At 66.3% G+C, this 26268-nt stretch carries 21 protein-coding genes; 6 read left to right on the forward strand and 15 right to left on the reverse strand.

What is annotated here, in order from left to right:
• Positions 1–138: 138 nt before the first annotated feature.
• Complete coding sequence (locus tag PVZ72_RS05490; protein ID WP_273861386.1) at positions 139–1716, forward strand: aldehyde dehydrogenase (NADP(+)); 1578 nt, start codon at positions 139–141, stop codon at positions 1714–1716.
• 260 nt (positions 1717–1976) lie between these two features.
• On the opposite strand, the gene PVZ72_RS05495 is transcribed toward PVZ72_RS05490, so the two are convergent.
• The 8 genes from PVZ72_RS05495 to PVZ72_RS05530 all read right to left on the reverse strand — a co-directional run bounded on the left by PVZ72_RS05495 (position 1977) and on the right by PVZ72_RS05530 (position 11299).
• The gene (locus tag PVZ72_RS05495) at positions 1977–3125 is read right to left on the reverse strand and encodes an aldose epimerase family protein (RefSeq protein WP_273861387.1); all 1149 of its coding nucleotides are present in this window, start codon (positions 3123–3125) and stop codon (positions 1977–1979) included.
• Positions 3126–3248: 123 nt separating this feature from the next.
• Positions 3249–4988: an IlvD/Edd family dehydratase gene (locus PVZ72_RS05500; protein WP_158892690.1), complete on the reverse strand. Its 1740-nt coding sequence runs from the start codon at positions 4986–4988 to the stop codon at positions 3249–3251.
• Positions 4989–5070: 82 nt separating this feature from the next.
• Entirely contained in the window at positions 5071–6039 is a 969-nt protein-coding gene (gene araH, locus PVZ72_RS05505) for an L-arabinose ABC transporter permease AraH (protein WP_166655940.1), read from the reverse strand.
• Positions 6040–6065: 26 nt separating this feature from the next.
• Positions 6066–7592 (reverse strand): L-arabinose ABC transporter ATP-binding protein AraG, encoded by a 1527-nt coding sequence (gene araG, locus PVZ72_RS05510; RefSeq protein ID WP_273861388.1) that lies wholly within the window; start codon positions 7590–7592, stop codon positions 6066–6068.
• Between the two features lie 59 nt (positions 7593–7651).
• The gene (locus PVZ72_RS05515) at positions 7652–8656 is read right to left on the reverse strand and encodes a substrate-binding domain-containing protein (RefSeq protein WP_263259483.1); all 1005 of its coding nucleotides are present in this window, start codon (positions 8654–8656) and stop codon (positions 7652–7654) included.
• 221 nt (positions 8657–8877) lie between these two features.
• Positions 8878–9747 carry an SMP-30/gluconolactonase/LRE family protein gene (locus PVZ72_RS05520; RefSeq protein WP_273861389.1) on the reverse strand — a complete coding sequence of 290 codons (870 nt, stop codon included), beginning with the start codon at positions 9745–9747 and terminating at the stop codon, positions 8878–8880.
• 80 nt (positions 9748–9827) lie between these two features.
• Positions 9828–10514: a FadR/GntR family transcriptional regulator gene (locus tag PVZ72_RS05525; RefSeq protein WP_133862728.1), complete on the reverse strand. Its 687-nt coding sequence runs from the start codon at positions 10512–10514 to the stop codon at positions 9828–9830.
• 29 nt (positions 10515–10543) lie between these two features.
• A complete protein-coding gene (locus tag PVZ72_RS05530) occupies positions 10544–11299 on the reverse strand; it encodes a FadR/GntR family transcriptional regulator (protein WP_133862729.1) in 756 nt (251 codons plus the stop codon).
• A 268-nt stretch (positions 11300–11567) separates the two neighbouring features.
• Here PVZ72_RS05530 and PVZ72_RS05535 point away from each other — a divergent pair, with 268 nt between their 5' ends.
• Positions 11568–12878, forward strand: coding sequence for an MFS transporter (locus tag PVZ72_RS05535; protein WP_273861390.1), 1311 nt, complete (start codon positions 11568–11570; stop codon positions 12876–12878).
• Here PVZ72_RS05535 and PVZ72_RS05540 read toward each other — a convergent pair.
• The 3 genes from PVZ72_RS05540 to pabB all read right to left on the reverse strand — a co-directional run bounded on the left by PVZ72_RS05540 (position 12851) and on the right by pabB (position 16205).
• Positions 12851–14131 (reverse strand): MFS transporter, encoded by a 1281-nt coding sequence (locus tag PVZ72_RS05540; protein ID WP_273861391.1) that lies wholly within the window; start codon positions 14129–14131, stop codon positions 12851–12853. The genes PVZ72_RS05535 and PVZ72_RS05540 overlap by 28 nt on opposite strands.
• A 61-nt stretch (positions 14132–14192) precedes the next feature.
• The gene (locus tag PVZ72_RS05545) at positions 14193–14813 is read right to left on the reverse strand and encodes a phosphoadenosine phosphosulfate reductase domain-containing protein (RefSeq protein WP_273861392.1); all 621 of its coding nucleotides are present in this window, start codon (positions 14811–14813) and stop codon (positions 14193–14195) included.
• A gap of 48 nt (positions 14814–14861) precedes the next feature.
• Positions 14862–16205 carry an aminodeoxychorismate synthase component I gene (gene pabB, locus PVZ72_RS05550; protein WP_273861393.1) on the reverse strand — a complete coding sequence of 448 codons (1344 nt, stop codon included), beginning with the start codon at positions 16203–16205 and terminating at the stop codon, positions 14862–14864.
• A 153-nt stretch (positions 16206–16358) separates the two neighbouring features.
• Between pabB and PVZ72_RS05555 the strand changes: the two genes are divergently transcribed.
• The 4 genes from PVZ72_RS05555 (at position 16359) to prpD (ending at position 20846) form a co-directional block, all read left to right on the forward strand.
• Positions 16359–17060, forward strand: a complete 702-nt coding sequence (locus PVZ72_RS05555) for a GntR family transcriptional regulator (RefSeq protein ID WP_273861394.1) — start codon at positions 16359–16361, stop codon at positions 17058–17060.
• A 4-nt stretch (positions 17061–17064) separates the two neighbouring features.
• Positions 17065–17952 (forward strand): methylisocitrate lyase, encoded by an 888-nt coding sequence (gene prpB, locus PVZ72_RS05560; protein ID WP_273861395.1) that lies wholly within the window; start codon positions 17065–17067, stop codon positions 17950–17952.
• 175 nt (positions 17953–18127) lie between these two features.
• The gene (prpC, locus tag PVZ72_RS05565) at positions 18128–19255 is read left to right on the forward strand and encodes a bifunctional 2-methylcitrate synthase/citrate synthase (RefSeq protein ID WP_273861396.1); all 1128 of its coding nucleotides are present in this window, start codon (positions 18128–18130) and stop codon (positions 19253–19255) included.
• A 106-nt stretch (positions 19256–19361) separates the two neighbouring features.
• On the forward strand, positions 19362–20846 hold the full coding sequence (prpD, locus tag PVZ72_RS05570) for a 2-methylcitrate dehydratase (protein WP_273861397.1): 1485 nt from the start codon (positions 19362–19364) through the stop codon (positions 20844–20846).
• 115 nt (positions 20847–20961) lie between these two features.
• Here prpD and PVZ72_RS05575 read toward each other — a convergent pair whose 3' ends face one another.
• From PVZ72_RS05575 to PVZ72_RS05590, 4 genes are all read right to left on the reverse strand, one after another.
• Positions 20962–21291 (reverse strand): hypothetical protein, encoded by a 330-nt coding sequence (locus tag PVZ72_RS05575; protein ID WP_187979988.1) that lies wholly within the window; start codon positions 21289–21291, stop codon positions 20962–20964.
• A 26-nt stretch (positions 21292–21317) separates the two neighbouring features.
• A complete protein-coding gene (locus tag PVZ72_RS05580; protein WP_273861398.1) occupies positions 21318–22913 on the reverse strand; it encodes an isocitrate lyase in 1596 nt (531 codons plus the stop codon).
• Positions 22914–23508: 595 nt separating this feature from the next.
• Positions 23509–25542: a methyl-accepting chemotaxis protein gene (locus tag PVZ72_RS05585; protein ID WP_273861399.1), complete on the reverse strand. Its 2034-nt coding sequence runs from the start codon at positions 25540–25542 to the stop codon at positions 23509–23511.
• Positions 25543–25779: 237 nt separating this feature from the next.
• A complete protein-coding gene (locus PVZ72_RS05590) occupies positions 25780–26202 on the reverse strand; it encodes a GFA family protein (protein ID WP_273861400.1) in 423 nt (140 codons plus the stop codon).
• Positions 26203–26268: the final 66 nt, after the last annotated feature.

Below are 26268 nucleotides of genomic sequence, written 5' to 3' on the forward strand. Positions count from 1 at the left end.
ACTGCTGACTATGCGAATGCTAGAGTGGGTATCGCACAGGCTGGCCCGGCCGCTCTGAGACTGAGCGTGCCACCCCTTCGAAGACTACCCCAGTCGGGTGGTCTTCCCTGAACCCCTAGGTATAAGGAGTCGAGAACAATGCAGATCCAAGGCAAGAACTACATCGGTGGCGCTCGCAGCGGCGAGGGCGAGGTGCGGGTCTACAGCATCGACGCCACGACTGGCGAAAAGCTGCCCTACGAATTCTTCCAGGCGTCCGCGGCCGAGGTCGATGCCGCCGCCCGTGCCGCCGAGCAGGCCGCGCCCCTGTACCGCAAGCTGAGCGCCGAGCAGCGCGCGGCCTTCCTCGATGCCATCGCCGACGAACTGGACGGCCTGGGCGATGATTTCGTCCAGCTGGTCTGCCAGGAAACCGCACTGCCGGCTGGCCGTATCCAGGGCGAGCGCGGCCGTACCAGCGGCCAGATGCGCCTGTTCGCCAAGGTGCTGCGCCGCGGTGACTTCCACGGTGCACGCATCGACACCGCGCTGCCCGAGCGCAAGCCGCTGCCGCGTCCTGACCTGCGTCAGTACCGCATCGGCCTGGGTCCGGTGGCCGTGTTCGGTGCCAGCAACTTCCCGCTGGCCTTCTCCACTGCCGGTGGCGACACCGCCGCGGCCCTGGCCGCCGGTTGCCCGGTGGTGTTCAAGGCCCACAGCGGCCACATGGTCACCGCCGAATACGTGGCCGATGCCATCCTGCGCGCCGCGGAGAAGACCGGCATGCCCAAGGGCGTGTTCAACATGATCTATGGCGGTGGCGTGGGCGAGCAGCTGGTCAAGCACCCGGCCATCCAGGCAGTGGGCTTCACCGGCTCGCTGCGCGGCGGTCGCGCCCTGTGCGACATGGCCGCGGCCCGTCCGCAGCCGATCCCGGTGTTCGCCGAGATGTCCAGCATCAACCCCGTGGTGATCCTGCCCGAGGCACTCAAGGCCCGCGGCGAGGCCATCACCGGTGAACTCGCGGCCTCCGTGGTCCTGGGCTGCGGCCAGTTCTGCACCAATCCGGGCCTGGTCATCGGCGTGCGTTCGCCCGAGTTCAGCAGCTTCCTCGAGCGCCTGGCCGGCGCCATGAACGAGCAGGCGCCCCAGACCATGCTCAATCCGGGCACCCTGAAGAGCTACGAGAAGGGCGTTGCGGCGCTGCTGGCCCATTCCGGTGTGCAGCACCTGGCCGGTGCCAGCCAGGAAGGCAATCAGGCGCGTCCGCAGCTGTTCAAGGCTGATGTGAGCCTGCTGCTGGAAAACGACGAGCTGCTGCAGGAAGAAGTCTTCGGTCCCACCACGGTGGTGGTGGAGGTGGCTGACGAAGCCCAGCTGCACCAGGCGCTGCAAGGCCTGCACGGCCAGCTGACCGCCACCTTGCTGGCGGAACCGGCCGATCTGCAGCGTTTCGAGGCTATCATCGGCCTGCTGGAGCAGAAAGCCGGTCGCCTGTTGCTCAACGGCTATCCCACCGGCGTGGAAGTCAGCGATGCCATGGTCCATGGCGGTCCCTATCCGGCGACCTCCGATGCCCGCGGCACCTCCGTCGGTACCCTGGCCATCGATCGCTTCCTGCGTCCGGTGTGCTACCAGAACTATCCGGATGCCTTCCTCCCGGAAGCCCTGCAGAACGCCAATCCGCTGGGTATCCAGCGTCTGGTGAACGGCGAGAACACCAAGGCCGCGATCTGATCCTGGTGCTTTGAGGTGGTAAGAAACCCGGCGTCGCGAGGCGCCGGGTTTTTTATTGGGGGTGGGAAGGGGAGTGGCAGGACAGTGGAAAAGGCTGCGCCGTTTTCCACGCTACGGAACACGGAACACGGAACACGGAGCACGGAGGCGAAAGGCGCTCCGCTCCTGCCCCCTCTCCCTCTGGGAGAGGGTTGGGGTGAGGGGAGCACCAAAGCAAAGGCCGCTCCCGGGAGCGGCCTTTGCTTGAGTCAGAGCAGGCCCTACTTGCCGGCGAACTTGAAGATCGTCGTCTGGGTGTAGGTCTGGCCGGGATCCAGGCGGGTGGTGGGGAAGTTCGGCTGGTTGGGGGCGTCCGGGTAGTGCTGGGTTTCCAGGGTGAAGGCGCCCCAGTGGCCGTAGGTCTTGCCGGCCTTGCCCTTGATGTTCCCCTCCAGGAAGTTGCCGGTATAGAACTGCACGCCCGGTTCGGTGGTGTAGAGGGTCAGGGTGCGGCCGGAGCCCGGGTCGGTCACCACGGCAGCGGCTTTCTGCAGATCGCCAGCGGTGTTGAGCACCCAGTTGAAGTCATAGCCACCCTGCTTGGGTTCGGCGTACTTCAGTTGCTGATTTTCGTCGGCGATGTGCTTGCCGATGGCGGTCGGCTTGCGGAAGTCCATCGGCGTGCCGGCCACGGGCGGCAATTCGCCGGTGGGGATCAGCTTGGCGGTCACTGGCGTGTATTTGTCGGCATTGAGCATCGCCACCTGCTTGAGCACCGTGCCACTGCCGGCGCCGGCCAGGTTGAAGTAGCTGTGGTTGGTCAGGTTGAGCACCGTCGGCTTGTCGGTGGTCGCGCGGTACTTGAGGGTCAGCTGGTTGTGCTCGTCCAGCTGGTAGGTCACCTGGGTGGTCAGGGTGCCGGGAAAGCCCATCTCGCCATCGGGGGAGACATAGCTCAGGGTCACGCCGACCCAGCCGTCGCCCTTGGCCGGCTCGGCCTTCCACACCTTGGTGTTGAAGCCCTGGGGGCCGCCGTGCAGGGCGTTGGTCTTGTCGTTCTGGGGGATCTGGTAGCTCTTGCCATCGAGGCTGAAGCGGCCCTCGGCGATGCGGTTGCCGAAGCGGCCGATGGTGGCGCCAAAGAACACGGTGGGGTTGTCGAGATAACCCTGGACGTCATCGAAGCCCAGGACCACGTCTTCGCTGTGGCCCTTGCGGTCGGGCACCTTGAGCGCCTGCAGCACGCCGCCATAGGTGATGACGGTGGCCTGCATGCCGTGGCTGTTGGTCAGGACGAACTTCTCGATGGGAGTGCCATCGGGCAGCTTGCCAAAGCTCGACTGCTGGCTGGTGAGGCCGGCCGCCTGGGCGGTAAGGGTGCTGATCATGAGTGACAGTCCAAGTCCGGTGAGGGCTAACGTGCGTTTCATCTCGACCACCTTTTCGGTTTGTTGTTGTGCAAGAGTGGGGCAGAGGGCCCCGAGTTCCGGAACGAGAGGCTGCGCCAGCCCCTCACCCCGACCCTCTCCCGGTGGGAGAGGGGGTAGAGCCGGTCAATGGGAGTGGCGAGGCACCTCGGCGCCGCGGCAACCGACCAGGAAGTCGAAGTCGCAGCCTTCGTCGGCCTGCAGCACATGGTTGACGTAGAGGCGGCGATAACCGCCGGCCAGCAGCTGGTCGGCCGGCGGTTGCCAGTCGGCCAGGCGCGCGGCCAGTTCTTCGTCGGGGATATCCAGGTGCAGGCGCCCGGAAGCGCAGTCCAGTTCGATCATGTCGCCTTCGCGAACCACCGCCAGCGGGCCGCCGGCCGAGGCCTCGGGTGCCACGTGCAGGACCACGGTGCCGTAGGCGGTGCCGCTCATGCGGGCGTCGGAGATGCGCACCATGTCGGTGATGCCCTTGGCCAGCAGCTTGGCCGGCAGGCCCATGTTGCCCACCTCGGCCATGCCCGGATACCCCTTGGGTCCGCAGTTCTTCAGCACCATCACGCAGGTCTCGTCGATATCCAGGTCCGGGTCGACGATGCGCGCCTTGTAGTCTTCCAGGTTCTCGAACACCACGGCGCGACCGCGATGCTGCATGAGCGCCGGGGTCGCGGCCGAGGGCTTGAGCACCGCGCCCTTGGGCGCCAGGTTGCCGCGCAGCACGCAGATGCCGCCGTCGGCGCGCAGCGGGTTGTCCAGGGCGCGGATGACCTCGTCGTCGCCGTAGATGGGCGCCTCGGCGCAGTTGGCCCAGAGGCTCTTGCCGTTGGCGGTCAGGGCCTCGGGGTGGGGCAGCAGCTTGGCTTCGCCCATGCGGCGGATCACCGCCGGCAGGCCGCCGGCATAGTAGAACTCTTCCATCAGGAAGCGTCCGGAGGGCTGCAGGTCGACGATGGTGGGGGTGCCGCGGCCGACCCGGGTCCAGTCGTCCAGCTCCAGGTCCACGCCGATGCGGCCGGCGATGGCCTTGAGGTGGATCACCGCGTTGGTGGAACCGCCGATGGCGGCGTTGACGCGAATGGCGTTCTCGAAGGCTTCCTTGGTGAGGATCTTCGATAGCCGCAGGTCTTCTTCCACCATCTCGACGATGCGCATGCCGGACAGGTGCGCCAGCACGTAGCGCCGCGAATCTACCGCCGGAATGGCCGCGTTGTGCGGCAGCGAGGTGCCCAGGGCTTCGGCCATGCAGGCCATGGTGGAGGCGGTGCCCATGGTGTTGCAGGTACCGGCCGAACGCGACATCCCGGCTTCGGCGGAGAGGAATTCGTTGAGGTCGATGGCACCGGCCTTGTAGGCCTCGTGCATCTGCCAGACGATGGTGCCGGCGCCGATGTCGCGGCCGTGGTGCTTGCCGTTGAGCATGGGGCCGCCGGTGACGACGATGGCCGGCACGTCGCAGCTGGCGGCGCCCATCAGCAGCGCCGGCGTGGTCTTGTCGCAGCCGGTGAGCAGCACCACGGCGTCCACCGGATTGCCGCGAATGGCTTCCTCCACGTCCATGCTGGCCAGGTTGCGGGTCAGCATGGCGGTGGGTCTGAGGTTGGATTCGCCGTTGGAGAACACCGGGAATTCCACCGGGAAGCCGCCGGCTTCATAGATGCCGCGCTTGACGTGTTCGGCGATCTTGCGGAAGTGGGCGTTGCAGGGGGTCAGCTCGGACCAGGTGTTGCAGATGCCGATGACGGGCTTGCCCTGGAATTCGTGGTCCGGGATGCCCTGATTCTTCATCCAGCTGCGGTACATGAAGCCGTTCTTGTCGTTGCTGCCAAACCACTGGGCGGAGCGGAGCGGGCGTTTGGGCGTGGTCATTGTCTTGTCCTCGGGCATTTCACGGGCAAAGCGGTCCCCGGCACGGCGCCCGTGGCGCCGCGGGGGAGGGCACAGTCTGGGTTTAGCGCTGCTTGAAGCGGTCGATGACCACGGCCAGCAGCAGGATGGTTCCGCGGATGACGTACTGGTAGAAGGTGTCGATGTTCTTCAGGTTCATGGCGTTCTCGATGATCGCCAGGATCAGCACGCCGGCGATCACGTGGCGGATCATGCCGATGCCGCCGGCCAGGGAAACCCCGCCCAGCACGCAGGCGGAGATCACCGTGAGTTCGAAGCCCTGGCCGATCATCGGCTGGCCGGAGGTCATCCGCGAGGCCAGCACCACGCCGGCCAGGGCGCCGATCACCCCGTGCATGGCGAAGATGATGATCTTGGTGCGATCGACGTGGACGCCGGCCAGCAGCGCGGCTTCCTCGTTGCCGCCGATGGCCATGGTGTTGCGGCCGAAGGTGGTGTAGTTGAGCAGCCAGCCAAAGAACAGGATGCACAGCAGGGTGATGACGATGGGCACCGGCAGGCCGAACAGCTGGCCGTTGCCGAACACGAAGAACTGCTCCTGGGAGACGCCCACGGCCTTGCCGTCGGAGAAGATGTAGCCCAGGCCGCGCACGATCTGCATCGTCGCCAAGGTCGTGATCAAGGCGTTGATCTTGAGCTTGGCGATCACCAGGCCGTTGATCAGGCCGACCACCAGGCCCATGGCCAGGGCGGCGGCGACGCCGAGAAAGACGCTGTCGAATTCGCGCATCACCACTGCGGCGACCACCCCGGCACAGGCGATGACCGACCCCACCGAGAGGTCGAAGTGGCCGGAGGCCAGGCAGAACAGCATGGTGCAGGCGGCGATGCCCACGGTGGAGATCGCCAGGCCCAGACCGCGCATGTTCAGCGGCGAGAGGAAGTTCTGCACGAACAGCGCGCAGAGGGTGAAGATGACGACGGCGGCCAGCATCATGGCCCAGTCGTCGAGGAAGCGACGCATGTCGAAGCCGCGGCGCGGCGGGGTCAGGCTGTGGGGTTGGGCGGACATGGACTGAACCTCTTTTCTTGTTTTCATCAGGCCCGGGTACGGGGCAGGGCGAGCTGCAGCAGGCGCTCGTCGTTGAATTCGGCGCGGGCCACCTCGCCGGTGATGGCGCCTTCACTCATCACCAGGATGCGATCGGCCACGCCCATGACTTCCATCAGGTCGCTGGACACCACCACCACGGCGATGCCGCGGGCGGCGAGGTCATGGATGATGGCGTAGATCTCCGACTTGGCGCCCACGTCGATGCCGCGGGTGGGTTCGTCGAGCAGGAGCACCTGCATGGGCATCGACAGCCAGCGACCGAGGATGGCCTTCTGCTGGTTGCCGCCGGAAAGATTCTTGATCTTCTGCCCGGCGTGGGGCGTCTTCACGTTCAGCGCGCGAATCTGCTTTTCGGCGTTGGCCTTTTCCCAGCGCCCCTGGATCAGGCAGCCGAGACTGGCGTGATGGGCGCGAGCGCTGATGTTGATGTTCTCGGCCACGCTGGCCAGGGGCACGATGCCTTCCTTCTTGCGATCTTCCGGGCACAGCAGGATGCCGGCGGCGATGGCGTCACGCGGCGACCTGAGGCTGATCGGGGCGCCCTTGAGGCTCAGGCTGCCAGCCTTGTGCTTTTCCAGGCCCGCCAGCAGGCGCAGGAGCTCGGTGCGACCGGCACCGACCAGGCCGAACAGGCCGAGGATTTCGCCCTGGCAGACCTCGAAGCCCACCGGCTGCTGCAGGCCCTGGCCGAGCAGGCCCTCGACCTTGAGGCAGCCACCGCCGATTTCGCGCGGGCGGTAGTCGTAGATGTCGGCGAGGTCGCGGCCGACCATCAGGGTGATCAACTGGTCGGGGGTGATGTCGGCCAGGCGCTCGATGGTGCGCACGTGGCGACCGTCCTTGAACACCGTCACCGCGTCGCAGATGCGGAACACCTCTTCCATGCGGTGGGAGACATAGAGCACCACCCGGCCTTCGTCGCGCAGCCGGGCGATGATGGTCATCAGCCGATCGGTCTCGCGGGCGGACAGCGAGCTGGTCGGTTCGTCGAAGGCGATGACGCGGGCGCCGCGGGAGAGCGCCTTGGCGATCTCGACTAGCTGGCGCTGCCCGAGCGACAGGCGTCCGACCTTGGTGTTGGGGTCGATCTCTTCGGCCAGGCCCTTGAGCAGGTCCAGGGCCTGGCGGCGCAGGTGGCCGCGATTGACGATGCCGTAGCGCGCCGGCAGGTGCCCGAGAAAGAGATTTTCGGCGACGGTCATCTCCGGCACCAGCTGCAGTTCCTGCTGGATCACGGCGACGCCGGCGCGGATGGCTTCGGCGGTGCTCTTGAACACCAGTTCCTGGCCGTCGATGTTGAGGTGGCCAGTGGTGGGGGCGTGGTAGCCGCTGAGGATCTTCAGCAGGGTCGACTTGCCGGCGCCGTTCTCGCCCATGAGGGCGTGCACCGAGCCGGGACGCACGTTGAAGGAGATGTCGGCGAGCGCCTTGACGCCGGGAAAGGTCTTGCCGATGCCGACGAAACCGAGGCTGTCGGCGCTCTGGGCGGTGGTGTGTTCCAGGGCTGCCATGAAGCACTCCTGTCAGACGAAAGAGGAGGGCGGCGCCAGCACGGGCGCCGCCGGGGTCATCACTTCCAGAGGCCGATCTTTTCCAGCTCTTGCTGGAAATTGGCGCGGGTGATGAGGGTGACCTTGTCCATCGCGGTGTACTTGGGTGGTTCCTTACCGGTGGTCACCCACTCGTACATCATGCTGGCGGTCTGGTAGCCCTCTTCGTGGGGGCTGGGCAGCATTGAGCCGAAGAAGCCGCTGTTGGCTTTCTTCAGTTCGCCGATGGCATCGGTGCCGTTGATGCCGATGCCGATCACCTGCTCGGCCTTGAAGCCGGCGCTTTCGGTGGCGCGGACGCCGCCCAGCACGGTGTTGTCGTTCATGCCGCCGATGATCAGGTGCTTGGCGGCCGAAGGCAGCTTGACCAGCGCGGAGGTGGTGGAGTCCATGCTGCCGGGCACGTCCAGGGTCTTCTGCGGCGCGAAGATGATGTGGTCGGCGGGCAGGCCGGCCTTCTTCAGGGCTTCCACCGAACCGTCGGTGCGCTTCTTGCCGGTATCCAGCTCGTTGTAGGTGTTGATCACCGCATAGGTGTCATCCCACTTCCAGCCACGCTTCTCGGCTTCGGCGGCCATGGCGGCGCCCTGCTGCTGACCGACCTCGAAGGCGGCCATGCCCAGGTAGGGCACGTCTTCCATGAATTTGCCCTTGGCGTCGACGAAGCGGTCGTCCACGGCCATGACCTTGAGGTCGTTGAGCTTGGCCTTGGCCACGATGGCCGGGCCGAGGGAGACGTCGGGCGGGCAGATCACGAAGCCCTTGGCGCCGTTGGCGGCCAGGCTGTCGATGGCGGCGAGGGTCTTCTCGCCATCCGGCACGGCGATCTTGAGCAGGGTGAAGCCCTTGTCCTTGGCGGCTTTCTCGGCGAAGGCCCACTCGGTCTGGAACCAGGGTTCCTCGGGTTGCTTGACCAGGAAACCGATCTTGACCGGATCGGCAGCGAAAGCGGAAAGGGACAGGCTGACAGCGCCGGCGGCGAGGGCGGCACGCAGCAGAGAACGAACTCCCGGAACACGGAACATAGCTGGAACTCCTTGTTTTTATTGGTGTGGCCAGGCAATGCGAGGCGGCGGGCTGCCGTCGTGGAGGTCAGACGACGCCGCTCTGCATTGATATTATGATTGGATGGGTGCGGGCGCAAGAAAAAGGTGACGAGATTTTTCGTCACCTCTGTCACCAAGCTGTTACATAGGGCCCGAAGCGGAAAGGCGCCGCGGAAGGGCGCCTGGGTCGGTAGGATGAATCAGCCGGCGAACCTGTGGCAGGGCATGCCGGCGACCGGCGCGGGCGCCTTGAGCAGGGCGCCGTCGAGGGTACCGTCGGCGGCGGCGCTGGTGACGTAGAGGGTGCGCAGATCCGCTCCGCCGAAGACGCAGCTGGTGGGCCGCTGCACAGGCAGCTCGACGATCTCCAGCAGCTCGCCCTCCGGCGAGAAACGCAGCAGGCAGTTGCCGTCCCAGCGTGCGTTCCATACGCAGCCTTCGCTGTCGATGGCCGAGCCGTCCGGCGAGCCGCGCTCGTGGGGACCGGCCCAGACGGTGGGTGCACCCAGGTTGCCGCTGGCATCCAGCGGATAGCGATAGAGGGTGTCCTTGAGGGTGTCGGCGCTGATGACGTGGTTGTCCGCCGCGCTCCATACCAGGGTGTTGGCGATGCCGAGGTCGCTGGCGTGCCGGCTGACGCTGCCGTCGGGATCGATGCGGAACAGGCCGCCCGAGTGCCGGTCGATGGCCACGTCGCCGCCCTGGGCATCGAGGTTGTTCTGCATGGTGCCCAGCCACAGACGCCCCTGGGCGTCACAGCGGGCCTCGTTGCCGCGATTGCCCGGATCGGGATCGGCGACGCAGAAGAGTTCCAGCGCGGGACGTTCTGGCGGGGAATCGAGATCCAGGCGGAAGACGCCGTTCGGCAGGGTCACCAGGGCATCGCCGCGGACCGTGGGCACGAAGGCGGAGCAGGGACGATCCAGCTGCCATTCCTGATACTGCTCGCCGCGCAGGCGGCAGGCCTTGAAGCCGGCGATATCTACCCAGTAGAGCGCCTGGGTCTCCTGGTCCCAGAAGGGGCCCTCGGCCAGTTTGAAGCGCTGGGGAAGCAGCGGCTGCCAATCCATCGTTCACCTCTCTTGTTGTGGCAGGACGGGAAATCCAGGCATGGGAACCTGGAGAGACGCCAAGGTTGCCGACCGAAACGTCAGTCGGTATAGCGCGCCAGGGTCACCGCCGCGCTGTCGATCAGCATCATGCAGGCCCAGACGGCGCGCGCCGCATCGCGCGAGGCGATGCCGTCGGCCAGGGTCTTGTGCAGGGGGAGGGTACGCCGCAATTCGTCGGGATCGGCCGACGACAGGGTGAAGGAGGCTGCCAGCAGCGCGCCCAGGGCAGGCACCATCTGCTCGATGAACTGATTGTGGCTGGCCGCCAGGACGCATTCGTGGAAGCGCTGGTCGGCGGTGTTGTAGTCGCCGCCATCGAGCGACGCTTCCAGGTGCTGGTAGGCGACCTGGATCGCCTGGACCTGCTCGGGAGTGGCCCTTTCGCAGGCCCAGCGCACCGCCGCCGGCTCGATGGCGTGACGCAGATCCAGCAGGTCCTTGACGAAATGGGCGGGCAGACCGCCCGTGGCCAGCCAGCCCACCACCTGGGTATCGAACAGATTCCAGCGACTGAGCGGCAGGACCCGGGTACCGACCTTGGGGCCGACTTCCAGCATGCCCTTGGCCGCCAGGGTCTTGATCGCTTCGCGCAGGATGGTGCGACTGACGCCCAGCTCCTGGCAGAGGTCCGCCTCTACCTTGAGGGCGCTACCGGGTGGAAATTGCCCGGCCGCGAGTCGCTGGCCGAGTTGTTCTACGGTAGAGGCATGGTAGCTGCTGGACATGAGGGCATACCGCGAGTGGGTTCTTGCCCTCAATGATCATACGAAATTTCACCTTCAGACAAGGGCTGCGGCCGGAAGGCTTCGGCGACCATGTCATCGACACCGGCCAACTGGGCGATGGCGGCGTGGCGGGCGGTCAGCGGGTCGCGGTGCTGGATCGCGGTGAGGATCGCCTTGTGCCGGGAGACCAGCAGGTTGAGGCTGTCTCCGGCGGCGAACAGCGCCGAGGAGCGTTCCAGATAGTCCCGCACCGGCAGCAGCATGATGCTGTAGAGGTGAGTCAGCAATTCGTTGTGGGTGGCCGTGGCGATGGACAGGTGAAAGGCCATGTCCGGCTCGGCCATGTTGGCGATGTCCGCCGCCTGCTCCATCCGCTGGTAGGCGTCCTCGATGGCCTTGACGTCTTCGGGCTGGGCGTTGGCAGCCGCCATGGCGGCGACCTCCGGCTCGATGATGTTGCGCACCTTGACCAGGGTCTCGTAGAAGCTGTGCCGCGAATCGCTCTCCAGCAGCCAATGGAGCACGTCCGGATCGAGCAGATGCCACTCGTTGCGTGGTTTGACTACGGTTCCGACCTTGGGCTTGGACCTGACCAGACCCTTGGCCACGAGCACCCGGGTGGCCTCACGCAGGACGGGGCGGCTCACTTCGTACTCTTCGCACAGCTGCGCCTCGGGGGGCAGGCGCTGTTCTGGCAGGAAGTGCCCGGACACGATCTGGGTGCCGAGCTCATGAACGATGCGAGCGTGTCTGCTTTTGCGCGGCAGCGGTGTCTTGTAATTCATCGAAAGGCATCCGAAGTCGTCGTGCCATCACTATAACACCATCAGCGCGATAACCGATGTTATCGCGGGCCAAGCGGCTCTGTAACGGGGATCAGCGGAAATCAAGAGGTAAGATCTCTCACTTCGTAACAATATTTTAGTATTATCAAAATAACATTAAGAGCCGATTAATGGCCTGATTAGGGTATTTAACGATTCAATGATAGTACGTTAGAATTTTGATCGATCTGCGCTTCAACCGCACAACAACAACAAGTCGGAGAACGCCATGCACCCTGAATCCGCCCTCATCCGTCGGATCACGCTCAAGCTGGTCCCCTTTCTCGTATTGCTCTATCTGGTCGCCTACATCGACCGCTCTGCCGTGGGCTTTGCCAAGCTGCACATGGGCGCCGACATCGGCATCGGCGATGCCGCCTATGGCCTCGGTGCCGGGCTGTTCTTCATCGGTTATTTCCTCTGCGAGGTGCCCAGCAACCTGCTGCTGGAGCGCTTCGGTGCGCGCCGCTGGTTCGCCCGCATCCTGGTGACCTGGGGGGCCATCACCATGGGCATGGCCTTCGTCCAGGGACCGAACAGCTTCTATGTCATGCGCTTCCTGCTGGGTGCGGCCGAGGCCGGCTTCTTTCCCGGCGTGCTCTACTACCTCACCCAGTGGTTCCCGGTACGCCATCGCGGCAAGATCATGGGGCTGTTCATCCTCTCCCAGCCCATCGCCATGCTGGTGACGGGACCGCTATCGGGCATGCTCCTGCAACTGGATGGCGCACTCGGTCTGCACGGCTGGCAGTGGCTGTTCCTCTGCATCGGCGCGCCGGCGGTGCTGCTGGCCTGGCCCACCCTGACCCGGTTGCCGGATGGTCCGCAACAGGTCGCCTGGCTGGACGTCGATGAAAAGCGCTGGCTGGCAACGGAGCTGGAAAAGGACCTGCACCTCTTCGACCAGACCCGCCATGGCAATCCCCTGCATGCGCTCAAGGATCGCCGCGTGCTGCTCTTGGCGCTCTATTATCTGCCGGTGACCCTGAGCATCTATGGCCTGGGGCTGTGGCTGCCGACGCTGATCCACCAGTTCGGCGGCAGCGATCTCACCACGGGCTTCATTTCCGCCATTCCCTACGCCTTCGGCATTCTCGGCCTGCTCATCGTGCCGCGCAGTTCCGATCGCCTGGGCGATCGCTATGGCCACCTGGCCGTGCTCTATGGGGTGGGTGCCCTGGCCATGGCTGGCAGCGCCTGGTTCGGCACTGCCGTGCTGCAACTGGCGGCGCTGTCGGTGGTGGCCTTCTGTCTGTTTTCCCTCACCGCGCTGTTCTGGACCCTGCCGGGGCGCTTCTTCGCCGGGGCCAGCGCCGCCGCCGGTATCGCCCTGATCAACTCGGTGGGCAATCTCGGCGGTTATCTCGGCCCCTATGGTATCGGCGCGCTCAAGGCGGCCACCGGCACCCTGGCCTCGGGGCTCTATCTGCTGGCCGCGGTGCTGCTGTTCGGCCTCTTGCTCACCGGCCTCGTCTACGCCCGCCTGGAGCGCAAGAATCGGCGGGAAGAGGGTTATGCCGCGGAGCGTTCCGCCGGCTGACGCCCCGGACAGGTCTCGGCGGCGAACCAGGCGGCGCCGAGACACACCAGGTTGGCCACCAGCAGGTAGGCGGCCGGCGCCATACGGTCGCCGGTGGCGCCGATCAGCCAGGTCACCACGATCTGGGCGGTGCCGCCGAAGGCCGCCACCCCCAGCGCATAGACCAGCGAGAAGCCGGTCGCCCGCACCCGCTGCGGAAAGCTTTCCACCAGCAGCACGATCAGGGCGGCGCCACTCATGCCGTGCAGGCCGGAGAGCACCGCCAGGGTCAGCAGGAAGGTGCCCGGCCCGGGTGCCTGGGTGATGAGCTGCAGCGCCGGATAGAGCAGCACCAGCAACAGCAGTCGCGGCAGGATCAGTACGATGCGCCGGCCATAGCGATCGCTGAGCACCCCGCCCAGGATCGAGCAGACCGCCATGGCCGCGCCTATCACCAGGGTGGCGAGCATGGCGATCCCGGTCGGCAGCTTCAGTTCCACCAGGGCGAAGGTGGTCATGTAGTTGAGGAAGTACTGGGTGATGGTGCTGCCGGAGAGGATCAGCAGCCCCAGCAGCAGTGGCCGCCGCTGGGTGGCCAGCACCTCGCCCAGCACCGCGCCGGTACCCCGGGTTTCGCCGACATGGGTATCCACCAGGCCCCGGCGGATATAGAGGCCGATGGGCAGGATCGCCAGGCCCAGCAGGAAGGGCAGGCGCCAGCCCCAGGCCAGCAGCTGCTCCGTTGTCAGCCAGAGGGTCAGGCCGTAGCCGATCAGGCCGGCCGCTACCGCGGCCAGCCCCTGGGCCACGACCTGCCAGCAGGCGTAGGTACCTCTCTTGTGCAGTGGCGCCGCTTCCAGGATGTAGGTGGTGGCCGGGCCGGCCTCGCCACCCCAGGCCAGGCCCTGCAACAGCCGCGTCAGCACCAGCAGGATGGGCGCGGCGATGCCGATCTGCTCGTAGCCCGGCAGCACGGCGATGCCACCGGTGCCCAGGGCCATCAGCACCATGGTCAGCAGCATCGCCGGCTTGCGCCCGACGCGGTCGGCCCAGGCGCCGATGAGAACGGCGCCCAGCGGCCGGACGACGAAGCCGACGCCAAAGGTGATGGCGCTGGCCATCAGGCTGGCGAAGGCATTCTGCGAAGGAAAGAACACCTGGCCGATCAGCACGGCGAAGGTGGCGTAGACGCCGAAGTCGAAGAACTCCACGGCGTTGCCGAGCACCACGGCAAAGACGCCCTTGCGGGAGTGGATAGGGCGGGAAGCGTTCATGGGCGATGGTTCAGCAGGAGCAGAGCGCGCGCCCGGAATCGAGCGCGCGGGAGGTATCGACTCAGTGGGCGAGGTGCAGGCCGCACTCGCGGTTTTCGTCACCCTTGGTGGGGTCGAAGTAGTCGAATTCGTTGGGCAGGTCGTGGGCGGTGAGGTACTGGTAGAGGTCCTTGGAGGTCCAGTGCAGCAGCGGCGCGACCTTGATCAGGCCGTCCGGATTGACGCTGACCGGGTCCATCTGGGCGCGTACCGCGGTGTCGGTGGCGCGCAGGGCGGTGAACCAGACTTCAGGCGCCGTCTCGCGCAGGGCGCGGGCGAAGGGTTCCAGCTTGACCTCTTCGGTGAAGGCGGTGTGGCGCGGATCGTCCAGCCCCGGCACCGGGCCGTCGATGGCCTCGCGATGGGCGCGGGAGCGCCTGGGCAGGTAGGTCACCAGGTTGAGACCGAGCTTGCGCACGATCTCGTCGGCGCAGCGGTAGGTGGCGGGGGTGTTGTAGCCGCTATCCATCCAGACCACCGGGATATCCGGCTTGACCTGGCTGACCAGGTGCAGGATCACCGCCTCGAAGGGGCGGAAGTTGGTGGTGACGATGGCGCTCTTACCCAAGCCCAGGGCCCAGGCGACGAGCTTTTCGGGATCGCGGCCGAGGTCGGCGTTGATGCGGGCGAGATCGAGAGACATGGCGGGCTCCAGCCGGGGAAGGGATGCCGCCATGGTAGCAAAGCCGGATCAGCTGTGGGTCTCCAGCGTCTCCAGCAGCACCCGCACCTTGGCCAGGGATTCGGCGTATTCGTCGGCCCAGTGGGAATCCATGACGATGCCGCCGCCGCCCCAGCAGCTGAGCATGCCGTCTTCGGCCAGCAGGCTGCGGATCAGGATGGAGCTGTCGCTCTCGCCGCGCACGTCCAGATAGAGCAGCGAGCCGCAGTAGGGGCCGCGGCGGGTTTCCTCCAGCTCGTCGATGATCTGCATGGCGCGGATCTTCGGCGCGCCGGTGATGGAGCCACCGGGAAAGCTGCCGGCCAGGAGGTCGAGGGCGTCCAGGTCCGTGGCCAATTCGCCGGTGACGGCGCTGACCAGGTGATGGACGTTGGGATAGCTCTCCAGGGCGAACAACTCGGGCACCCGCACCGAGCCGATGCGGCAACTGCGCCCCAGGTCGTTGCGCAGCAGGTCGACGATCATCAGGTTCTCGGCGCGATCCTTGGGGCTGGCCAGCAGCGCGCGGGCTTCGCCGGCATCGGCGGCCGGGTCGGCGCGGCGCGGGCGAGTACCCTTGATCGGGCGGGTTTCCACCTGGCCACGGCTCACCCGCAGGAAACGCTCTGGCGAATGGCTGAGCAGGGCGCCGCGCTCCAGTGCCAGATAGCCGGAGAAGGGCGTCGGGCAGGCCGCGCGCAGGGCCTGGTAGGCGGTCCAGGGCGAACCCTGGAAGGGCGCGCGAAAGCGCTGGGCGAAGTTGACCTGATAGCAGTCGCCGGCGGCGATATAGGCCTGGATGGCCTCGATGCGCTGGCGATAGGTGGGCTGGTCGATCTCGGCGGCGAAGGGGGCGGTCAGCCGGAAGCCCTCGGCCCTGGGCGCCGCCCCGGTGTCGAACAGGGCGATCAGTCGCTGGCGTTCCCCGGCGTCCAGCGCCGGATGGCAGACCAGTTGGCTGGTGCGGGCCTGGTGATCACTGACCAGCGCCCAGGCATGGAGGCCCAGGTGCGCATCGGGTAGTGCCAGGTCGGCGCGGGCGCCCGCGGGCAGGCGCTCCAGGCGCCGGCCGAAGTCATAGCCGAGATAGCCCAGCAGGCCACCGGCGAAGGGCAGGTCCGCACCAGCCGGCAGGTCGGCGCGACCCAGGCTGGCCAGGGCCGCGCGCGTCCGCGTGAAGAAGGCCTGGCCCGTTTCACCGGCAGCGGGCTGCAGCACCTGCAGCGGCCAGGCCGCCATGAGGTCGTAGCGACCCCGCTCGGCAAGCGGCCGCCCTGAATCCAGCAGCACCGCGCCGGGTTCGCCCTGCAGCAGGGTGAAACGCACCGTGGGATCGGCGTGGTAGGGCAAGGGATGCAGGTGGCAGAGGGGCATGGCGAAATCGGCTGGGAGGGACGGCGCGCTAGTGTAGCGAACCGCCTCTGGCGGAGCGAGATACAGGCTGTCACAGCCGGATTGTCGACAAATGTTGACTGATAAGGCGTTCAGGCGTAGTTATTCAGCCCATAAACACAAAAGGTGTCGACAATGATCGATAGCCCCCTCCCGGCCGAAGCGCCCGAGACCGACAGCGGGACCCTCTCCGAGCAGGTGTTCCGGCGGATCCGCGAGGCCATCGTCCGTGGCGATGTGGCGCCGGGCAGCAAGATTTCCGAGCCGGAGCTGGCCCGCACCTATGGCATCAGCCGCGGGCCGCTGCGGGAAGCCATTCACCGGCTGGAAGGCCAGCGCCTGGTGGTGCGGGTGCCCCATGCCGGCGCCCGGGTCGCTGCCCTGAGCCTGGCCGAACTGGTCGAACTCTACGAAATCCGCGAATCCCTCGAAGGCATGGCCTGCCGCCTCGCGGCCGAACGCCTCACGCCCCAGGGCATCGACGAATTGCGCCACTTGCTGGACACCCACGAGCGCGATCCGGCGTTCCAGGCCGGCACCGGCTACTACCTGCAGGAAGGCGACCACGACTTCCACTACCGCATCATCCAGGCCAGCGGCAACGGCATGCTGGTGCGGCTGCTCTGCGGCGAGCTCTATCACCTGGTGCGCATGTATCGGCTCAAGGTCTCAGCCACCCCCAATCGACCGCGCCAGGCCTTCGCCGAGCACCATCGCATCCTCGATGCCCTGGCCGAGGGCGATGGCGAACTGGCCGAGCTGCTGATGCGCCGCCACATCGCCGCTTCCAAGCGCAATCTGCAGCACCATCCCCTAGTCCAAGATCAGTCGAGGTAACGCCATGCCTGCCGTCAGTCCCGGCCAGAAATTCCGCGCCGCCGTCGCCGCCGAACGCCCGCTGCAGGTGGTCGGCACCCTCAATGCCAATCACGCGCTGCTGGCCAGGCGCGCCGGCTTCCAGGCCGTCTACCTGTCCGGCGGCGGCGTCGCGGCTGGCTCCCTGGGGCTGCCGGACCTGGGCATCAGCGGGCTGGAAGACGTGCTGATCGACGTCCGCCGCATCACCGATGTCTGCGACCTGCCGCTGCTGGTGGATGTCGACACCGGCTTCGGTGCCTCGGCCTTCAACGTGGCGCGCACCACCCGCGCCCTGATCAAGGCCGGCGCGGCCGCCATGCACATCGAGGATCAGGTGGGCGCCAAGCGCTGCGGCCATCGGCCGGGCAAGGAAATCGTCAGCCAGCAGGAGATGGTCGATCGCATCAAGGCGGCGGTGGATGCCCGCACCGATCCCGACTTCGTCATCATGGCGCGCACCGACGCCCTGGCGGTGGAGGGCCTGCAGGCCGCCATCGACCGCGCCTGCGCCTGTGTCGAGGCCGGCGCCGACATGATCTTTCCCGAGGCCATCACCGAGCTGCCCATGTACCGCCAGTTCGCCCAGGCGGTAGAGGTGCCGATCCTGGCCAACATCACAGAGTTCGGTGCTACGCCGCTGTTCACCACCGAGCAACTGGCCGGCGCCGACGTGAGCCTGGTGCTCTATCCGCTGTCGGCCTTCCGCGCGGCCAATCGCGCCGCCGAGAACGTCTATACGGCGATCCGCCGCGACGGCAGCCAGCAGGCAGTGGTCGACACCATGCAGACCCGCGCCGAGCTCTATGACCGCATCGACTATCACAGGTATGAGGACCAGTTGGATCGCCTGTTCCAGCAGCAGAAATCCTAACGATCTGCTGCGCGTCGGCCAAACTGCGTTGGAAGTGGCTTCGGAATGCTCATTTACCACTCGTAAACTCCGCTTCCTCAGCCACTTCCGCCTTGTTTGTCGCTAGCTCGCGAGATCGTAAAGAAAGCTTTGAACGCCCGCTTTTTCGCACAACAACTCCAAGAGGAGCGAGACGATGGCAGACAGCAAAACCCTCGGCGGCGCCGGCCTGCGTGGCCAGGTCGCCGGCCGCACCGCGCTTTGCACCGTCGGCAAGACCGGCGCCGGCCTCACCTACCGGGGCTATGACATCCGTGAACTGGCGGCAGGAGCCGACTTCGAGGAAGTCGCCCACCTGTTGCTCTATGGCGAATTGCCCACTCAGGCGCAACTGGACGCCTATCGCCAGCGCCTGGCGGCGTTGCGCGACCTGCCGCAGCCGCTCAAGGAAGGCCTGGAGCGCATTCCCGCCAGTGCCCACCCCATGGATGTGATGCGCACCGGCGCCTCCTTGCTCGGCACCCTGGAGCCGGAGCACAGCTTCGCCGACCAGCAGCAGGTGGCCGATCGCCTGCTCGGCGCCTTTCCGGCGATCCTGCTCTACTGGTATCACTTCAGTCAGCGCGGCACTCGTATCGACTGCAGCAGTGACGCCCCGGACATCGCCAGCCACTTCCTCACCCTGCTGCACGGCAAGGCACCCAGCGATCTGCATGCCCGGGTGATGAACGTCTCGCTGATCCTCTATGCCGAGCACGAATTCAACGCCTCCACCTTTACCGCCCGGGTCTGCGCCTCGACGCTGTCCGACCTCTATTCCTGCGTCACCGGCGCCATCGGCTCCCTGCGCGGCCCACTGCATGGCGGCGCCAACGAGGCGGCCATGGCGCTGATCGAACGCTTCGCCTCGCCCGAGGAAGCGGTCACCGGCCTCAAGCAGATGCTCGAACGCAAGGAAAAGGTGATGGGCTTCGGCCACGCCATCTACCGCGACAGCGATCCGCGCAACGAGGTGATCAAGGACTACGCCCGGCAACTGGCGGCGGAGGTGGGCGACAGCGTGCTGTTCCCGGTCTCGGAGGCCATCGACCGCACCATGAAGGAAGAGAAGGGGCTGTTCCCCAACGCCGACTTCTACCATGCCTCGGCCTATCACTTCCTCGGTATCCCGACGCTGCTGTTCACGCCGATCTTCGTCTGCTCGCGCACGGCCGGCTGGTGCGCCCACGTCTTCGAGCAGCGCGCCGACAACCGCATCATCCGCCCCAGCGCGGACTACATCGGTGTCGAGCAGCGGGCCTTCACGCCCATCGCCAATCGCTGAATATCTCTGATCGCGGCCATGGGCCGCTCCTGCGGGAGCGCCTACGGCTGCCAATCCCCTGTACGAGCGGCCCATGGCCGCGATAGACGCGATATAAGGAAAATTCATGAGCGCCAACGTCGATCTCAACAACCGACCCGATTACGACCAGGTCATCCAGGACCTGGCCGATTACGTGCTGACCTACCAGGTCACCTCCCGCGAGGCCCTGGACACCGCCCGCAACTGCCTGATGGACACCCTCGGCTGCGGCCTGCTGTCCCTGCGCTTCCCCGAGTGCACCAAGCTGCTCGGCCCCCAGGTGGAGGGCACCGTGGTGCCCCAGGGCGCGCGAGTGCCGGGCACCAGCTATCGCCTGGACCCGGTTAAGGCGGCCTGGGACATCGGCTGCATCATTCGCTGGCTGGACTACAACGACACCTGGCTGGCCGCCGAGTGGGGCCATCCTTCCGACAACCTCGGTGCCATCCTGGCGGTGGCCGACCACCTCTCCCAGCGCCGCGTGGCCCAGGGCGAAGCCCCCCTGACCATGCGCCAGGTGCTGGAAGCCATGGTCATGGCCCACGAGATCCAGGGCGTCTTCGCCCTGGAAAACTCCTTCAACCGTGTCGGTCTCGACCACGTCTTCCTGGTCAAGCTGGCCTCCACCGCGGTCAGCGCCAAGCTGATGGGCGCCAACCGCGAGCAACTGCTGGCGGCGCTCTCCCACGCCTTCGTCGATGGCCAGGCGCTGCGCACCTATCGCCATGCGCCCAATGCCGGCAGCCGCAAGTCCTGGGCCGCCGGTGACGCCTCCAGCCGCGGCTTGCGCCTGGCCGACATCGCCCTGCGCGGCGAGATGGGCATTCCCGGCGTGCTCAGCGCACCCCAGTGGGGCTTCTACGACGTGCTCTTCAGCCACACCAACAAGGACCTGGCCACCAAGCCGGCCGACCAGCGCCAGTTCAGCTTTCCCCAGGCCTTTGGCAGCTACGTGATGGAACACGTACTGTTCAAGATCAGCTTCCCGGCGGAATTCCATGCCCAGACCGCCGCCGAAGCCGCAGTGATCCTGCATCCCCAGGTGCGCGATCGCGTCGATCAGATCGAGAAGATCGTGGTGACCACCCACGAATCGGCCATCCGTATCATCTCCAAGCAGGGCCCCATGGCCAATGCCGCCGATCGCGACCACTGCCTGCAGTACATGATCGCCGTACCGCTGCTGTTCGGCGACCTGGTCGCCGAGCATTACGAGGATGCCTTCCACCAGGCCCATCCGCGCATCGACCAGCTGCGCGAGAAGATGGAGATCGTCGAGGACGAGCGCTACAGCCGCGAGTACCTGGAAGCCGACAAGCGTTCCATCGCCAACGCCCTGCAGGTGTTCTTCACCGACGGCAGCAGCACCGAGAAGATCGCCGTGGAATATCCCATCGGTCATCGCCGTCGCCGCGAGGAGGGCATTCCGCTGCTGGAGCGCAAATTCCAGAGCAACCTGGCGACGCGCTTCCCGGCCGCTCGCTGCGCCCAGATCTTCGAGCTGTGCAAGGACCAGGCGGGACTGGAAGCCACTCCGGTGCATCGCTTCGTCGATCTGTTCGTTCTATGAAGAGAAGAGGTGACTCGCATGGCCCTGCAGGGCCATGCAGGATCAGGCGAGTCACCTCATAGGTGGGGCAGGGCGCGCCGGGTGGTCAATCACCCGGCGCGCCCTTTTTTCATGGCTAGCAGTAGCGATCCACATAGGCCGGCTGTTGCTGCCGACCGGCCAGGCGCCAGTGCTCCTGCAGGGCGGCGTGGACGCTCCTGATGAAGTTGTCGTCCGCCGCGGCCGACTTGCCGACGTAGCCGCCGCCCTTGTTGTAGGTCTTGAAGCGGATGCGCAGGCTGGGATGGCGCTCCTCGAACTGCTCGGGCGTCTCGCCGCCGGGCAGGCGGTCGACGTGCACCGCGCCGCTCTCGCAGACCCAGAGGATGTGGGTGTGGTTCTTGTCCTTGAGCCGGCCGAACAGTTGCTTGAGATCGTCCAGGCTGGGGTTGTCGTTCAGGTTCATGAGCGTGTCCTCCGCAGTGGCCGTGTTCAATGGAACTGGTTCATGGTGTTGTCCTTGCCCGCCGCCTTGAGCGCGGCCTCCCCGGCAAAGTATTCCTTGTGGTCGTCGCCCATGTCCGAGCCGGCCATGTTCTGGTGCTTGACGCAGGCGATGCCCTGGCGGATCTCCTGGCGCTGCACGCCCTTGACGTAGGCCAGCATGCCTTCCTCCGCGAAGTAGCCCTTGGCCAGGTTGTCGGTGGACAGGGCCGCGGTGTGGTAGGTGGGCAGGGTGATCAGGTGGTGGAAGATGCCCGCTTCCCGCGCTGCATCGCGCTGGAAGCTCTGGATACGCGCATCGGCCAGACGCCCCAGTTCGGTGTCGTCGTAGTCCACGCTCATCAGCTTGGCGCGGTCGTAGGCGGACACATCCTTGCCTTCGGCCTGCAGGGCGTCGAACACCTGCTGACGGAAACTCAGGGTCCAGTTGAAGGAGGGGCTGTTGTTGTAGACCAGCTTGGCGTTGGGCACGACTTCGCGGATGCGGTCGACCATGGCCTTGATCTGGCCGATGTGGGGCTTCTCGGTCTCGATCCACAGCAGGTCGGCGCCGTTCTGCAGCGAGGTGATGCAGTCCAGCACCACCCGGTCCACGCCGCTGCCGGCACGGAACTGGAACAGGCCGCTGACCAGACGCTTGGGCCGCAGCAGCTTGCCGCTGCGGCTGATCAGGACGTCGCCGTTACCCAGCTGGCTGGCATCCACCTCATCGCAGTCGAGGAAGCCGTTGTATTGGTCGCCCAGGTCGCCCGGCTGCTTGCTCACGGCGATCTGCTTGGTCAGGCCGGCGCCCAGGGAATCGGTACGGGCGACGATGACGCCCTCGTCCACGCCCAGCTCCAGAAAGGCGTAGCGCACCGCGTTGATCTTGGCCAGGAAGTCCTCGTGGGGCACCGTGACCTTGCCGTCCTGATGGCCGCACTGCTTCTCGTCGGAGACCTGGTTTTCCAGCTGGATGCAGCAGGCGCCGGCCTCGATCATCTTCTTGGCCAGCAGGTAGGTGGCCTCGGCGTTGCCAAAGCCGGCGTCGATGTCGGCGATGATCGGCACCACGTGGGTCTCGTAGTTGTCGATCTTCGCCTGGATGGCGGCGGCCTTGGCGTTCTCGTCGGCGGCGCGGGCAGCGTCCAGGTCGCGGAACAGCATGGCCAGCTCGCGGGCGTCGGCCTGGCGCAGGAAGGTGTAGAGCTCTTCGATCAGCGCCGGCACGCTGGTCTTCTCGTGCATGGACTGATCGGGCAGCGGGCCGAATTCCGAACGCAGCGCGGCGATCATCCAGCCCGACAGGTAGAGGTAGCGACCTTTCGTGCTGCCCAGGTGCTTCTTGATGGCGATCAGCTTCTGCTGCCCGATGAAACCGTGCCAGCAGCCCAGCGACTGGGTGTAGGCGCTGCTGTCGGCGTCGTAGGCGGCCATGTCCCGGCGCATGATGGCCGCGCAGTGGCGGGCGATGTCGAGACCGGTCTTGAAGCGATTCTGCAGGCGCATCCGGGCGGCGTATTCCGGATTGATGGCGCTCCAGTGATTGCCGGTGCTGTTCTTGAGGGCGGCGATGGCCTGAACGTCGTTCTCGTAAGCGGACATGAGTCGATCCTTCTCGATGAGGTTGGCTTGGGTACCAGTCTTTTCCCAACGTCCGGCAGCGGGATGGCGGTTGCCATCCGGATGCCGGTCGCGAAGGCGAAAGGTCAGCCCAGCTGTCGAGTCATGTCGCCGTACGTACCTGCATGGATCCGGACGTCACCTCTGGCGACGCTGCCTCGAGCAGCGCGGCATTTCAGTCGTCTTCTTTTGTAGTGCCTCTTGAGCATCACTACGCAAGACGGCCCGAGGGTCACCCGGAGCCCAGGCGCGACCCGCATGGATAGGGGGTTCGCGTCCGGTGCAGCTAGAGATTTGCAGGAGATCAGGCCGTCGTCAATCGGGTTTTGTAGTGCTTTCGTATAGTCACTACAAAAGTCGTAGACGCGGCCGTGAGTGGGTTTGGGGCGTCTATTGCTGACTCATGGGTCGCTGGCAGGGGCAAAATGGGGGTGCAAGCCACGGCGCTGGCCGTGACCCTGCGGTCACTCGGAAGGTGATCCGACGCCCACCGGTATCTGCCCCTGGTGAGGGGCAGCTACGGGGGCGGCGGGTGCGACTTGCCGGTCAGTGCCGACGAACGGTAAGTCCTTGCGGCCTAGGACGACGTGGCGGCGGTAAGGCCGGTGAGGGTATCGGCGATGTCCTTGGTGCGATGGGAGGTCTGGGCGGTGAGCCGACCGGATTCGCGCAGGACGGCGAGGAGCTCCTGCAGCGAGCCCACGTCCTCGGCCTGGCCGGCGATATGGGCACCGACCTCGCTGATGGCGCGGGACAGCTGGTCGATGTCGGCGCCGATCTCGGCGGCGTTCTTGTGAGTGATGGCCGCCAGGTTGCGCACCTCGTCGGCCACCACCGCGAAGCCGCGACCGCTCTCGCCGGCGCGCGCCGCCTCGATGGCCGCGTTGAGCGCCAGCAGGTTGGTCTGGCCGGCGATCTGCTGGATCACCTGGACGATGGACTGGATGCGCAGACTCGACTGGCTCAGTTCGTTGGCGCTGCGCACCACGTCCTCGGCCTGTTCGGTGAGGTGCTGCACGGTGCTGTCGGCCTGGCGGGTGACCTCGCCCTGCTGCAGGATGTTGCCCGCCAGATCGTCCATGCTGCTGTGCAGTTCGCCGGAGTAGTGCCGCAGCTGTTCGCCGATCTCCTGGCGACTCTGGTGGGCCTGGCGCAGGACCTGACCCAGATCGGCGAGGCCGCCGAACACCGCCTGGATGGAGTCGTCGAGGCCCTGGGCATCCACCACGCCGGTGAAGTTCTGCCGCTTGAATTCGTTGATCTGATTGACCACCACCTGGCTCAGGCCGGCCAGCTTCTTGATCTGCCGGCGCAGGAAGAAGGCCTTGAACTCGCCGTAGTGGGCGGCGAAGTTGTCGACGTAGTCGTCGCGGAAGGGCGCGCCTTCGGGGGTGCGGAAAAAGAACACCGCGGTGAGCGTCTGGTTGAGATTCAGGCCAAGGATCTCGCCAAAGGTGGAGAAGCCCACCACTGGCGTCTGGCCGAACACCTCGCCCATGCGCGGCAGCTCGGCGCCATTGTTGGCGCGGCGCAGGATGCAGTCGTTGAGCACGCCCACCAGCGGGGTGCCGCTCTTGCCCTGCAGGAAGCGCGCGAAGTCCTGGCGGGTGGCGTCCACCAGCGAGGTGCGCTTAACCATCACCAGCTCTTCGCCGGGCGCCACGTCGCAAAACAGATGGATGCGCTCGCGCGCGTAGTCGATGCGGGCGATGGAGCGGACGAACAGCTCCTCGCCCACGCGGATCGCGAAGGAATAATCCGCCAGGCGCTGCTCCAGCTGTTCGGCGCGGCAGCTCAGGGCCTCGCAGAGGGCCGCCACCATGCTCTTGATCTGGCCGCGGCTGTCGACCACCTGGCTGATGTAGCGCTCTTCCAGGGAGGCGGTGAGGACACTGAGGCTGAGCGGCGTGGCGCTGAAATTCTGGCTCTTGAACACCCCGAAGCGGGTGTTCCTGGCCATCTTCAGAAAGACCAGCTGGGCATGGTTTTCATAGGCCTGGCGGCCATCGTGCAGCAGCGTCTGGCGGAAGTCGCCCTTGCCGCCGGCGGAGCCGCCGACGAACAGGCAGGGGAAGCGGCCGGACTCGTACAGTGCCTCCATGAAGAAGGATTCCGAGGCGGACAGGCCGTCGAACAGCACGAAGGCCAGGGTATCGCGGTGATCGATGGGCGTGCGCACCTGCAGGCGCTTGAGCGACTCGGTCAGGCGGGCAAGGCGTTCCTTCATGCTGCGCCGCGGTCCGCCGCGGCGGATGTCTTCGCTGTCCAGCGGGACGTGCACCACCTCGGCCGAGGCGATGACCGAGGCGTCGAAGAATTGCAGCACCAGCCGGTCCCAGGCGCCGTCGGCGGCGCAATACAGGCGCTGCTCGCTGCCACAGAGTTCGCCGGAGGTGGTGCACAGGCTGATGGACGCCGCGGGGAAGCGTCCGGCCAGTTGCCGGGCAATGGCGTCCAGGTCCAGGTGCGGCGAGACGAAGCCGGCGATGTAGGTGGGCTTGAGGGCGACGCCGCCGAGGCGGTCGCCCAATTCGCGAGCGGAGCAGGTCAGGCTGAACACGCCGCTACCGCCCTGGCGGGCACGCGCGCCGAAGCGTTGCAGAAACCCCATGATTGTTCCTCTTGTCTGGCAGGCTGGGAAAGGGAGCTCACCCAGGCATCGGCGCGTTTGGCGGCGGCTTGATAGGGGTGTGCGCCCAGGCCGCAGGCACGCGGGCAGGGTGGCTCAGGGGTGGGAAAGGGAAGGGGGCTCTGGCACGAGCCTTGGCGCGCTAAGCGCCTTGCCTGGAGACGCCCGGGGTCAGCCGACCAGCGGTCATGGCTGGCGCCCGGGGGCGAACCCGGGCAGCTAGTCCCGGTTGTCGTGCTCGGCCAAGGCTTCGGTCCCGGTCAACTGGCGGCGCGAGTGCGTGAAGCAGTACCAGGCCGGCTTTTCCTCGATGAAGATTTCGCTGTCCAGCAACCAGTCCGCGCCTTCGAGCAGGCCGACCGGGATGGCGTAGTGCGGTTCGGCCTTGAGGCGGTAGAACAGGTGGGTGCCGCAGTGGCGACAGAAGCCGCGCTCGGCCCAGGCGGACGAGGCATGGACGGTCAGGGCGTCGCCGCCACCGATCACCGGCGGCTGGGCGCATTCCACCGCCAGCAGCGGGCCACCGCTCCAGCGGCGACAGGTCCGGCAATGGCAGGCCGAAACGGCGAGGGTATCAAGGCGACAATCCAGCTGAACAGCGCCGCACAGGCACTGGCCGTGACGTTCGAGGGGCAGGGGCATGGCGCTATCCTCGGGAGGCAGGAAGTCTGCAGGATAGTCGTTTGGAGGCAGGGCGGGGAGGGTGCT

The sequence above is a fragment of the Pseudomonas sp. LA5 genome, from assembly GCF_028640825.1.
In the GTDB taxonomy this organism is placed as follows: Bacteria; Pseudomonadota; Gammaproteobacteria; order Pseudomonadales; family Pseudomonadaceae; genus Chryseomonas; species Chryseomonas aestiva.